Source organism: Streptomyces sp. NPDC002537 (assembly GCF_053594975.1).
Window position 1 is genome coordinate 1 of sequence record NZ_JBSFWT010000136.1, and the last position, 12,301, is coordinate 12,301.

A 12,301-nucleotide genomic window follows, 5' to 3' on the forward strand; every position below is an offset into this window, starting at 1 on the left:
GCAGTTCCGCGGCCTGTTCCTCGGAGAGCCCCATGCCAGCAGCAACGAGACACACGAGATCAAGTAACGCCAACGGAATCACGACGCACTAGGTCGCCAACCGGCCCATCTACCTTGCTATGGCGGTGACCGTCGAGGGCACCCGCGAGATCCTCGGCATCTGGGCGGGCGACGGCGGCGAGGGGGCCAAGCACTGGCTCCAGGTCTTCACCGAGCTCCGCAACCGCGGCGTCGAGGACGTGCTGATGCTGGTCTGCGACGGCTTGAAGGGCCTGCCGGACGCGGTGGAGACGGTCTGGCCTCGAACTGTCATTCAGACGTGCATCGTTCACTTGATCCGCAACAGCACCCGTTATGTGGCCCGGCAGGACTGGGACAAGGTCGCCAAGGACCTCTGCCCCGTCTACACCGCGCCGAGCGAGGCCGCCGCGACCGAGCGGTTCCTGGAGTTCTCGGAGAAGTGGGGCACCAAGTATCCGGCCGTGGTCAAGCTGTGGTCCGACGCCTGGGCCGAGATGGTGCCCTTCCTGTCCTTCGACGTCGAGATCCGCAAGGTGATCTGCTCGACGAACGCGATCGAGAGCGTGAACGCCCGCATCCGCAAGGCCGTCCGGACTCGGGGCCACTTCCCCTCGGAGAACGCCGCGTTGAAGTGCGTCTACATGGCGCTGATGAGCCTGGACCCGACCGGCAAGGGCCAACGCCGCTGGACGATGCGCTGGAAGGCACCGTTGAACGCCTTCCAGATTGCCTTCGAAGGACGCCTCACCCCCACCACCAGCCACTGACCCTCAACAACCAAGATCAGCCGTTGATTGGACACACCCTGACCGGCATACCGCCCCCTGCGACAGGACCATCTGACAGCGTGATTCCACGTAACTTATAGGTAGAACTTGCCCTCGTCGGTGGGGATCTCGGTCATGTCCCCGCACCAGGCGACATCCGGAGCCGGAGCGGTGAACTTGCGCCGGACCAGGTCCGGGGCGACGAGCCGTCTGCCCTGCCGGGTCAGCGACCGCCGCTGTTTCCGGACACGGCCGGCCAGGCCGAGCCCGGCCATCATCTTGGCGATCGTGTTCTTCGACACCCGCCAGCCCTTCGCCTTCAGCTAGGCATGGACTCGCGGGGAACCGTAGGTGCTGCCCGAGGCCTCGAAAACCTCCCGGATGGCCAGGGCGAGATCGGCACGACGCTCGTCACGTGCGGTGGGCGCTCGGCCGAGCCACTTGTAGAACCAGGACTCGGAGACCTCAAGGGCCCTGCACGAGACGGCATGCGGGGCGTGGTGGTCGGTCCTCTGGGAGGCGATGAAGTCCGCAACCGTCACTTCGTCGCCTCCTTCACCCACAGGACCACCGATCGCTTGAGCACGCCACGCTCCATCCGCAGCTCGTGGTTCTCCCTGCGGAGCCGCTGCAGCTCAGCACGCTCGTCGGGGTCCAGGCCGCCCGGGATGACTCCTTCTCCCGCGAGACCCACGTCGAGAGAGTGCCCTCGTTGATCCCCAAGTCCCGGGCGACCTGCGCGATCGGCTTGCCGGTCTCACGGACGATCCAGACCGCCCCGGCCCGGAACTCCGCGTCGTACCTCTTGCGTATCTCTGCCATCGAACTTCCTCGTAGCGGATATCTCCACACTACGAGGGGAGGCGCAGAGTCGCTGACACGCCCTTTCAGGTGCGCTCGCTTTGCGGTTCCTGGTCGGGTGCGAGCTGGAGGTAGCCGGTGTGTGCCTCAGCGGATTGGGTCAGGGTCCGGCTTGTGGGGCTGGGGTTGGCGATGTCGGCGGCTTTGGTCCAGATACCGGTCTGGGGGGTGGGTTCGGTCCACTTCCATGTGGTGGCGCGGGTGTGGGCGGGTGCGAGTATTTCGAGGGCGGGGGCGTCGGAGGGCGGGGGAGGGGTGAGGAGAGGACCGAGAGGGATGGTGGGCTGGATTGCGGTCAGGATGTTGTCGAGTGTGTGGGGGGGAAGGGTAAGGGCGACGGTGGGGAGGATGTCGATGGTGGCGTGAGTGCTGTTGTGGGGGGCGATGAGAAGGGTGATGTCCTTGTACTCCGTGGCGTCACGTGTGCCGTCCTGCGGAGTGAGCTTGACATCTCCGGCGGCGGCGAGTGTGGTGTAGGCGGTCTTTTGGTCTTTTACGGGGTAATGAGTGTGCAGAGTTGTGAAAGTGGTATCGGTGAAGTAGCCGAGCAATCCGTCTGTGTAAAGGAGGGGACTGCCAAGGGCGACGGGGTATTTCTCGGAGGGTGTGCCAGCCGCGTCAGTGAGTTTGTCGGTGGCGCGCAGCGGAGGGCCGTCCAGTTCGAGGCTCAGGCGGGCTGTGGCGAGCGCGATGGGGCGCCCGATGAAGAGCGCGAGCCTGGTGCCGTCGGGCCCGTCCGCGGCGGGCGGAGCGGTGTGGGGGAGGCTTTGCTCCAAGGAGGAGAGTAAGGAGGCGAGGTGGCCCTTGGTCGGGTTCTTGTCGAGGAGGGGGGTGATGAAGGCATGCAGTGTGAAGTGCTCTGTACTGAATTTGGGGTCGGTCACATCGGTGTACGGGCTGCCCGGGAGGGGCCGGGCGGTGGCGGGGCTTTCGGAGCTGAGGCAGTGGAGGTCGAAGAGGGGGGTGCCCTGCGGGTCATAGCACATGAGGGCGTGACGGCGGCCGGTGCGGGCGACCATGAGCCAGCCGTGAATAGGGTTGGCTGTGGCGGGGTCGGGGACTTCATTGAGAGGGGTGGGCTGGGCGAGACCATTGCGAGGGACGAGATAGTCGTAGCGCAGGCGGGCGCCCTGGTGGAGGCGGGGGCGGAGATCGATGAGCGCTGCGGAGTTGATCGGGCCGTTGCCTTCGATGTTGGTGTAGGTGCGTGTATCTTTCTCGGCTTGTTTTATGACATGCATGGAGGGTGAGATTTGGAGGGTGTTGCGAATAGCGTCTTCGCCTGTTTGCTGGGTGTCGAGGAGGAAGAGCTGGCGGCCGAAGGAGTCCTGGACGGTGAGGACCGTGATGTTGAGCTGCCCTGATCGGACGGGGGAGAAGCGTTGGTCGCCGTTGGCGTCTTTGTCATCAGTTTTGGTGGCGGTTTCGCCGTCGAGGTTGATGGACTGGAGAGGGAGGTGGGGCACGGGCGCGGTGACGACGACGCGATCTGGTGTGCAGAATTGATCCATGTCGGTGGGCGGGGTATAGGCCAGAGGTTTGCCGTTGACACTGCGCAAGGGGATAGATACATCGGGTTTGCGGCCTGCGAAGGCCTCGTTGACCCCGGTAAGGGTGACGGATGTCAGGTTCCACGCATGATCTTCGATGTTCTTGTCGAGCTTCTCGTAGGCTTCTGGGGCGCCTTCTGACTGTGCGAGGTCCTTGGCGCGGCGGAGACGGTAGCGGGTGTGGTCTTCAAGGAGGGGATGCGCCATGCTGAAGCCGTGGAGCCGCCGGACTGAGGCTGATTTGATCGGCCGTGAGGTTCCGGTGAGGCTTTCGTGGAAGTACTGGGGGATATTGCTCTCTTCCGGGGCGATATAGCCGACAGGATCTTTGGTCGTGAAGGTGTAGTAGTTTTCGTGGGTCTTGGCGTCACCTTTGAGCGTGCTGGGGTATACCTCGGCATACCATTCGAGGAAGACCGGTTTCCAGGGCTGGTTCCACCATCGCTGGTATGGGTTGTCGGTAGGATTTGTGCCGATGACTCCGGTTCCTTCGCTCCCTCTGATACTCGGGCCATTGATCTTGTCGTCGGACAGTCCGGCGAGGACATCGGTGAGGTTTTTTTCAAATTCGTCGGTGATGGTCTTTATGCAGGCGAGGGCCGGAGGAGTAGCAAGTTTGTCGATGCCCGGAGGATCGGTTGGGGCCTGTGGGTTATTGACGGGCAGGTTCCGGATTTTTAGACGGTCGGATAGGTATCCGTCCATTTCGTTGACACGTCGTTTGGCGAGAAGGTTCTGAAGGACAATAACGGGATTTCCGGACTTTTGATAGGGTGGCATAGGAGCCGGTCGCAGAGTATACGGGAGCTCGTCTTTCTTCAGGCCGTCAGAGATGCTGGTACTGGCACTTTTTATCTCTGTAAGGAGGTCGCTGCGGTTTTTTGCTCTGGCGGCGAGGGCGCTGTTCAGGGTGTCGACTGCACTCTTGGCCTTAGTGATGTCATTATTGGGGGGAGTGAGCTCTTCAGCGATGTCATCCATAGCGTAGGGCATGAGTGACCACCAGATCCCTTTGAGGCGGGTTATCATGTCCTGAATATCGAGATCGGCTTGCTCGTATTTGGCCTGCTTCCGGTTGAGCTCGCTCACCTTCTCGAACAAGGCTTTAAGTTTGGGGTCCGAGGGAGGAATCTTCTGTTCGCCGCCCGCCGTGAGATGCCAGCGTCGGCCTCCCGGGGAGCTGCCGAATACGGTCGCGTGTTCACCGTACTGCAGGGCGTGCAGAGGCGTGATCTCTCTGGTGTGGTCGGGAACCCCAGGTTTGGACGGGGATTCGAGAAGGTTGGACAGGAAGGCGCTGAAATGCCTGGCCTCGGGGTGGCTGAGGAGGCTGCTCTGGGTAACCACCGTGGTGCAGGCTTCCACTGAGGACTGCCCTACGGCGAGATGGACCTGGTCCGTCAGCGGCTGGCCGTCGAGACTGAACGGAGCCCCACCCGTGGGACGCGTGTAGCTCGCCGGATCAATATCTTCCTTCCAAGGAAGACCCAGCACGGACCCGTAGTACACCGTTCCGCAGATATTGATTCCATCGGTTTTCGGAAGATCCCATCCGCACTTCTGCAGGGCTTCCTGGAGGTCTGTTAGTTTCTGGTCCTGAAGGGTCTGCCTCCCCAGATACTGCTTTCCGTCTTGAAAATGGAACAGGTCGGATGCGCCATGTGAATACCAGCCTATGACCAGGTAGTTGACCGTTATTTCGAGTTTTCCCGCTTTCAGCCGTCCCTGTGCTGCCGTCAGGTCATCTTGCAAGTCATGAAACGATAGGACGTTCTGGTTGTACGGCTGATACGAACAGAATTCAGGTAAACTGGATGAGTCCACTGTGAGGAACAGTGGACTCGCGCTTTTATCATCCCATGTATGCGGTTCTTTCTGGACCGAGCCGACTCCGAGCGGGAATACAGTTCCGTAGGATACCCGGGTGGGATATCCCCCCGCACCGTCAGGGGGCCCGGGGAGGGACGCTGCGGGAGCTCCGTCAGGTTCCACCCGGCTCCCTGTGGCAGACGATTCCGTGGTGGCGGCCAGCGTGTCGGTTCGGATCAGCCAGCTTTTGGTGTCCGTTGTGCCGCCGGACATGTAATAACTGCGGCGCGTGATCAGCCATCGGTTCGGGATCAGAGGGAAGTCTGCCGGTTGCGACAGCTCGAGACCGCTGGCCGCCGTGCTGGCTGGAGTCTGCCCAGTCCGCAGGATCGCTGGCAACTCCCACTGGACGTAGACTCCGAGAGCGCCGTCCGTGGCTGTACCGGACTGCGCGGACTGGGCAGGGCCGCCTGGAGCGTGCATCATTACATCTTCCAGACCACTCGTCCTACGGTTAAGAATCTTACTATCCTTCGCCATCTTTTCCGTGTTCAGGAACGCGTCAACGGACATGGGCACGATCAGCGCGTCTGGCATGGCAGACTGCCCTTCCTGTTGTGAGATTTCACGTGGTGGAGAGTGCCGCTTTTTGTCAATCTGGGAATTACTCTAGGGAATTCCATGGTGTGACCGGGGCGGCCGCCAGGGGCTGAGGGAGGGGGACCGTCATGTGCTACCAGGTGAGCCGTCCGATCTGCCTTCCGGTCACGGGCGGTCGCCGTGGCGCGGGTCCGGGCGGACGCTCACGGACTTAACCACGCGTTTCCTACACGATGCTGATTTTGAGCTGAGCCGGAGGGTTCAGCATCTGGTAGGCGAAGGAGGCAGGTGTGGGCGCTGCGTTGTCGCAAATCTTCGGAGCGAACCGGGAAACATCCAGTACATCCTTCGGGTGTCCGGGGGTGTTGTAGAGATAGTCATCGAACACTGCCACGGGCGAGCCTTGAACGATTCCGTCTTTGTTGCGTTTCGTCTTACCAGTGTCGGTATCGAGGCCGAACTGCATGACATGGCCGGGTTCTTGGAGCGTGACCGTCGTGGGAGCTTTGTCGAAAAGGAGGAGAACGGTGTCTGGGCTCACCTGGGTGCGTGCGAGGAGCGTCGCGCCCCCCTGGACGCTGAAATACCCGGGATCCTTGTCGATGACGATGGGGTGGCTGCTGGAGCCCTTGCCGGCGATGGGGTGGTGCGGCCATGCGCGGATGACTTCAGAACGCATGAGGATGCCGCAGGCTGGATCCTGTGTGGCAGTGCGGGGCTTGAAGATCACCTCGGCGAGGAGAGGGGTGAGGGCCTCATCGAGAGCAGTGTGTGTTCCCACAGCCAGCATGCCGTCGCAGAAAGCGCTGAGCCATTGGTGGTCGATGGAGAAGAAGCGCAGACTGTCGGACGGCAGGGCTGCCTCAGCCATGGGAACCAGGTACCAGGCAGGAAGGAGGCCCAGCAGGTCGACGGGATCCCACAGCCATTCCTCGACCGGCCCCCCGCCGCCGACGGCGGCAGCACCTGCCGGTTCCTGTGACTGCGGCGACGGCCGGAGAAGGCGCTGGCGGAGAAGGCTCTTCAGCGCGGACGTAGCCTCCGGACGGTCGAGGAGCGCGACCGCCTCGGGGGCCGCAGGCAGGCTGTGATGTGTCTCAACGGCCGGTGCCGGCGCCAATGCCGAGAACATCACAGGCCTGGGTGGTCCGCTCAGGGCGCTGGTGATCGCACCGCTCAGGGACCCCCCAGATCGCGTGGTGTTGGCCATCAGCTGGTCGAACTTGAGGCGCATCGGGGGAGGATCAGCCAGGTCGGCCAGGAGAGCCAGGTGTGCCGAGGATCCCGGTGCCGCGTCCGTGATGCCGGTGAGGAGGGCCTGGCCCTCTGCGGTGCGGGCCGCCGCGACCATGGTGAGGGTGTGCCGGGAAACGGTGTTCTGGAGGGTCAGCAACTGCCCGAACAAGTCATGCCGGGACAGGATGAGCTGATAGCCAATGCTCCAGGCGGCCGCCAGGCTGAGATCGAACGTGCCATCCTTGTCAGTGTAGATGAGCGCCTCGTCCGCACAGGTGAAGGGTGTGTGCTGGGCAACGAACGCGGATTTCACGGGCGGCCAGGGCCCCAGCGGCCCTCTGTACCACCCAGCGGTCTTCTCACCGCTGGCCACCCGGTAGGGCATGGGAAGGTAGCCTGCTGCCAGACGCTGCGTCACTGCCTCACTGATCTTGACTTCCGGCTGCGGCATGAACCGCAGGCGGTTCTTCATCGGCTTCTTGCTGTCCTCCTGCATCCTCTTGAAGGCTTCCGCGTAGGTTTCCGCAGGCGGCGAGATGGTGAATTGCCAGGACCACAGCGATACCAGCCGGACCTTCTTCTTACCGTTTATTTTCTCTGGGCTCATGAGGTTCTTCTCATGGCCGAGAAGGGAGACGAGGTGGGCTATGTAGCGGCCTGGCTGGCGGGGGAAGCGGGAGGCGATGACGGCACTGACAGCGGGAGCAGCGGCCAGACCATCCGCGGCGGTGCGGACCTCGCGCCGGACATGGGTGAGGAATGGAAGACTCTTGACCGGGTCCGGCAACAGCCTCAGCAGATCTGAGGGGCTGATATCGAGTGTGGTACAGGTAACCTTCGGGATCTCTGACGTCTCGAAATTGGGGGGAAGAGGATCCTGACTTGTCTTGGCGAGGAGGTCGAAGGCTTGGCCGGGCTTCACATCATCTGTGTTCAGCTCACCTTCTGCGAATACCAGGAGAGCCGTGCCCGGTGCTTCCCCCCACCCCTCAGGTGTGTGTGAGCCGCGCTCCCAGGGCAGATACGGATCACGGAGTGCCACGTGGGGGAGAAGCCGTCCGGCGGGGGTCACCGAGTCCGGGGCGGGGAAGCACGCCGTTACATCGGCGGCGGAAAGGCTGAACCGCAGGTCACCGACCGTGAATTTCTGCGCATTCGGTGGTTCGAATACCCAGTCGGCTCCCTCTTTGTGGTGTGTGACTTTCTGCTGTACTGTCAGAGTGTACTCGCCGATGTCTGTGTTGGCTTTCCAGAAGTTGAAAAGCTCGAGCCCCTCGTCCAGTTTATCTGCCATCCAATTTCATCCTTTCAGGATCTGAGGCTCGGCATCTAGATAACCGGATGCTCCGGCTTTGAAGATGTCTGCTACGAGGTCCTTTGCTGAGAATCCGGGCATTTCCAGTTTCTTCAGATCGTCGATGATCGCCTGGCGAGCGTCTCTGGCCGCATTGCCAGACACCCTCTCTATATCTGGAGTAGACATAGCAGGGAGCCGCCTCCCGTTGCTATCTGATGTGTAGTTCTGTACGGCGCTCTCCGACTGGACCAAGAAAGAAAACAGTTCGCGCTTGGTGGCGCTTGCCGGAATAATTCCGTCACGTGACTGATCTGGAGAGGGAGGCATGAGCGTGAAACCGCTCGCATAGCCGTCGATCAAGCCGTCTCTGTCCTTCTCTCCTTTCTCGGCCCATAAAGCGGCTGGTACGCCCTTCTTGTCCGTGATGACACTCCATTTAGTCTTCTCCGACCCGCCGGGTGGATTATTTGTGACCGGTATCTTGGTGCCGTCCGGCCCTTTGAGGGTAATCGTCAGGCTGGAATCTGCGTTGTTAGCCTCCATAGGTCGGATGCACAGCTTTGGACGAGGATTGGCCGAGGTCGTAGGCACCGGGGTGTCATTGAATTTTATTGAGGAAAGCGGCACTGCGGTGGATACCTGAATCGCAAGGGAACCCACCCCGAAAGCCCATACTGGAGAGGCGGCATCCTTCCCTCGAGGGGCGGGAAGAAGCCCCTGAGTGGCATTCACCGTCACCACCTTGCCGTTCTCGGTGCTGGTATTCCCCGTAGTTTTCTCCGCGCCGGCGATCGCCGGTTTGATGGTTCCCCCGGGCAGCAGTTTGGCACGGAACTCATCTGCATCTAGCCGGGTCCGACCCTTGGGGTCGCCCTGGCCGAAGTCAACATTGATATTCCAGGGTCCTATATGGACCCGGACGTGCCCGCCGACCGGTGGCCCCCATACCTCCCCGTCTGCACCGAACTCTATGCTGAAAGGTCCTGCGGATGCTCGAATGGTCCCACCCCAGTCCACATTGAAATAGAGCGGATCCCACTCAATGAGGGCATCCGCATATACTTCGGCATCGACGCTTGCGATCCCGAATTGTCCACTGAGGCCAGCTTTCATCCCAGCCATGAACGCGCGGGGAGTCAGTGCCGCGTAACAGTTTCCCCAGACGTGAATGCGGTCACCGAGATGCCAGTCGAAACCCACGCGTTCTGGCCGGGGGTAGTATTTGGGGACGTCGAATTTCGGATTGTAGCCTCCGACGCTTATGACAAATTCGCCTGGATGGGCGCTCCGGCCGAGCCATAGTCGTACCGCGAGGCCGCCAGTCAGCCGACAGGCCCGGTCCAGAACGAACGAGCCATTGGCAACAACTGCATCGATTTCCAGAGTGTCCGTACTGCCGCGGTATTCTGCTCTCACATCTACTTCTAGCGCCGCAATGGGATTGGCCGGATACTTAGGAAACTGTGCTGATGCCTGGCCGTAGAGACCGGCTACGATGTCATCGCCAAATTGCACGATCGCCACTGCGTTGACATCTACCAGCTCATATATAAGCGCTTCCAGCCCAACCGCAAGCCACATCTCGTTTGACGCGGGCGTCACCCATTTTTTGTCGACCAGGTTTGTCAACTCATCCAGCGGATTTCTCTGAGCATATTTCTGGTTCAGCATCTCAACGAAGGGGAAGGTCGGAACCTCCGCAAGGGTCGGTGTGCGTACTTGACTGTTGTATCCGAAACCTGCTGCGACTTTTTCCAGACGGAATACTGCTGACCCCACCGACTGCTTTGAAAGATCAAGCATTCCGAAAACGAAGAGAGAGGGATCTCCCGTGATGGGCTGAGCATAGAAACCCAGCGCCGATACACTTACGGCAGGCGTGCCGACCACTGCCATTCCGCCGACGGCCAGCGTGTACCCCGGGCCCGGATTTTCGCGGATAAATTCACCTGCGATAGTGATGGGCGGTCTATTATACTCAAGACTGACGCCGTCGAGATGGAGCTTCGTATCCTCCGGTTTATTGATAGGGATTCCGACTCCCAGACCCCTCGTCCCGAATCGGAATCCGCCAGCTCCGACATCCAGATCTGCCAGGAGCAGCACACTCTTCGATGAGGGCTCGAATCCTGCCCCCAGCCGACCGACGTGAGCAGGCCCGATAGTTTTGTCCAGGTTCCACCAGGCCACCGTCTCATTTACGGGAGCCCCTGCCCCGCCGCCGGACACGCTGTCACTCACCCCAACCGGAAGGAACCTGGAACCTTCGAGAACGGTACTCTTGGGAGGTGACGGAGTGAAGATCAATGGCTGCTGGGTAGGGCCAAGCATTACATTCGCCACCATAAACGGACCTGCCTCCATCCATCTCTTATCGGATTCACTTGGGAGATGGATGTCTTTTAGTAAATCTCGCAGCTTCGGCAGGTCTACCTGCTCAAGTTTCTTTGAATTGTATCCAACCATCAGGCTGTCAAGCCCAATACTCGCGCCTGCGGGCATCAGAGAACCAATCAGTGGAATTTTTAGATAGTTTCCCAGCTTAATTTCTCCCAGAACGGTCCATTTTCGAGTAGTGTCAGAATCGGTCATAGGGATCACTCGCACCTTGTCATGAAAAGGGAGAGAATGGAAGTCGAATATTGGCTCGAAATCAATTGAGCCCGTTTGGCGAGGAAGGAGCCAGAGCGCGGTCCGCCAAGATATCTGCCGGTTGTGACCCTCTCCCCAGCAGGGCTTCGGCAAAGTCGGTCAGATGAGGCTGAGCATGGTCAACGGGCGGGTGTGGTCGCGGGAGTTGTGGCGTAGGGTTCGGGCGATGTTGGTGGCTCCGGTCAGGCGGCAGGCGCTGGTGGCGAGGTTGCGGAGGGTGGCCATGGCGCGGGGGCCGTTGCCGGTACGGACTTGTGAGCGGTCCTCGTCGAGGGTGACGTCGCGGACGTGGTGGAGGCGGTTCTCGATGCCCCCCAGTGCCCGCGGATATAGGTACCGAGGTGGGCGGGGCCGGCCCGGTGCGCTTCCAGGCTGGTGATGCCATAGGCGGTCTCGGTGTGTTTCGGCCGTCCATCCAGGTGGCGGGCGGTGCGCCGGATCCGGAACGCCTGGGCCGAGCAGGGGAAGTGGAGGCCGGCAGGGACGGTGACGGCCAGGACGGCGCGGTGCTCCCTGCGCCCATGGCCCCTTGTACGGGTGAAGGCCCGGCCCCGGGATATCGGCCCAGGGCAGCGCGCTGAGCTGGGCGAACAGCGTCGGCTGGTTCTTTTTCACGGTCAGCACGTAGTCCGCTTGCCTGTCTTCGGCGAGGTAGCGGGCGTGTTCGCGCTGGGTGTGCAGAGCATCCGCGGTGATGACTTTCCCGGCCGGGTCCAGAGAGCCGAGCAGGGGCTGGAACCGGGTGATCTCATTCGTCTTCCCGTCGACGTCGACCTGCCCCAGGACGATGCCACGGTCGTGGTCGAGGCGGCCATCAGATGGACCTGTCCGCCGTCGGAGGAACGGGCGCCGCGTGCTGTCCTGCCGTCCACTGCGACTGCCTCGCGCACGCCCTCCCGCGGCGCGCTCTCCCTCACCTGTTCCGCAAGCCAGCCGCGTACGGCCTGGTCAAACGCCTGCCCGTCAACGGACTGCAGGGTCCGGCGGATCGTCGACTCACTCGGTGCGATCCGTACCCCGCTCACCGGATGCCGCCGAGCGTCGAGGGCCTCAAGGACGTGCTGGGGCAGGTCTGCGACCCACTCACCGATCGCGGACAGCGACCTCGCGCCGGCCAGGACCGCGCACGCCGCGATCACCAGCACCACCACGAGCACGTGGCGCACCCCACGCGAGGCGCGGGGATCCGGTATCGCTTCGAGCCACTCCCGCACCCCGACCCCGACGACGAACAGCCAGCCCGGTACAGCCTCTCCAGCGCAGGATGCAACGATGTCACACAAGCGGGCATGGACGTCCCTTTCGGTCACGTGAGCCTCAACACCCCACATGATCACCGACCTCCATGTCCACCCACCTGTACAAACACCCCTCAACCACGACTTTGCCGAAGCCCTGTGAAAGCGCGAGGGTCTGTCCAGTAAACGGCCCTGTCTCACATTCGGTGGTGACGGAGCGTTGTGAGGGGGCGTTGACATCTGTGTGATGGATGTCAACGAGTTTGTGCA

Annotated in this window: 8 protein-coding genes and 4 pseudogenes; 1 reads left to right on the forward strand and 11 read right to left on the reverse strand. The window is 61.6% G+C overall.

Translation table 11 applies throughout. The features are described 5' to 3' along the window. Positions 1–92: 92 nt before the first annotated feature. Positions 93–788, forward strand: a pseudogene (locus tag ACWD4A_RS33695) (IS256 family transposase); the annotation flags it as partial. 95 nt (positions 789–883) lie between these two features. Here ACWD4A_RS33695 and ACWD4A_RS33700 read toward each other — a convergent pair. The 11 genes and pseudogenes from ACWD4A_RS33700 to ACWD4A_RS33750 form a co-directional block, all read right to left on the reverse strand. Further along, positions 884–1,090 (reverse strand): hypothetical protein, encoded by a 207-nt coding sequence (locus ACWD4A_RS33700; protein ID WP_451199974.1) that lies wholly within the window; start codon positions 1,088–1,090, stop codon positions 884–886. A gap of 21 nt (positions 1,091–1,111) precedes the next feature. Beyond that, entirely contained in the window at positions 1,112–1,330 is a 219-nt protein-coding gene (locus tag ACWD4A_RS33705) for a hypothetical protein (RefSeq protein WP_451199976.1), read from the reverse strand. Further along, positions 1,327–1,482, reverse strand: a complete 156-nt coding sequence (locus ACWD4A_RS33710; protein ID WP_451199988.1) for a hypothetical protein — start codon at positions 1,480–1,482, stop codon at positions 1,327–1,329. The genes ACWD4A_RS33705 and ACWD4A_RS33710 overlap by 4 nt, the downstream gene beginning before the upstream one ends. A 32-nt stretch (positions 1,483–1,514) precedes the next feature. Beyond that, positions 1,515–1,610 (reverse strand): annotated as a pseudogene (locus ACWD4A_RS33715) (hypothetical protein); the annotation flags it as partial. 65 nt (positions 1,611–1,675) lie between these two features. Beyond that, positions 1,676–5,605, reverse strand: coding sequence for a hypothetical protein (locus tag ACWD4A_RS33720; RefSeq protein ID WP_451199978.1), 3,930 nt, complete (start codon positions 5,603–5,605; stop codon positions 1,676–1,678). A 229-nt stretch (positions 5,606–5,834) separates the two neighbouring features. Next, positions 5,835–8,138, reverse strand: a complete 2,304-nt coding sequence (locus ACWD4A_RS33725) for a hypothetical protein (protein WP_451199980.1) — start codon at positions 8,136–8,138, stop codon at positions 5,835–5,837. Positions 8,139–8,144: 6 nt separating this feature from the next. Continuing rightward, complete coding sequence (locus tag ACWD4A_RS33730) at positions 8,145–10,733, reverse strand: DUF6603 domain-containing protein (protein ID WP_451199982.1); 2,589 nt, start codon at positions 10,731–10,733, stop codon at positions 8,145–8,147. A gap of 159 nt (positions 10,734–10,892) precedes the next feature. Next, on the reverse strand, positions 10,893–11,018 hold the full coding sequence (locus ACWD4A_RS33735; RefSeq protein WP_451199984.1) for a hypothetical protein: 126 nt from the start codon (positions 11,016–11,018) through the stop codon (positions 10,893–10,895). A 435-nt stretch (positions 11,019–11,453) separates the two neighbouring features. Next, positions 11,454–11,726 (reverse strand): annotated as a pseudogene (locus tag ACWD4A_RS33740) (hypothetical protein); the annotation flags it as partial. A gap of 53 nt (positions 11,727–11,779) precedes the next feature. Continuing rightward, positions 11,780–12,124, reverse strand: a pseudogene (locus ACWD4A_RS33745) (transposase family protein); the annotation flags it as partial. After that, positions 12,111–12,301: hypothetical protein (locus tag ACWD4A_RS33750; RefSeq protein WP_451199985.1), on the reverse strand; the 191-nt coding region annotated here is incomplete at its 5' end. The gene ACWD4A_RS33750 and the pseudogene ACWD4A_RS33745, both read right to left, overlap by 14 nt.

Excerpts from the sequence above, each read along its gene's own strand:
- ACWD4A_RS33720 (WP_451199978.1), bottom strand. The coding sequence starts at position 5,605 with ATGCCAGACGCGCTGATCGTGCCCATGTCCGTTGACGCGTTCCTGAAC.
- ACWD4A_RS33725 (WP_451199980.1), bottom strand. The coding sequence starts at position 8,138 with ATGGCAGATAAACTGGACGAGGGGCTCGAGCTTTTCAACTTCTGGAAA.
- ACWD4A_RS33730 (WP_451199982.1), bottom strand. The coding sequence starts at position 10,733 with ATGACCGATTCTGACACTACTCGAAAATGGACCGTTCTGGGAGAAATT.
- ACWD4A_RS33735 (WP_451199984.1), bottom strand. The coding sequence starts at position 11,018 with ATGGCCACCCTCCGCAACCTCGCCACCAGCGCCTGCCGCCTGACCGGA.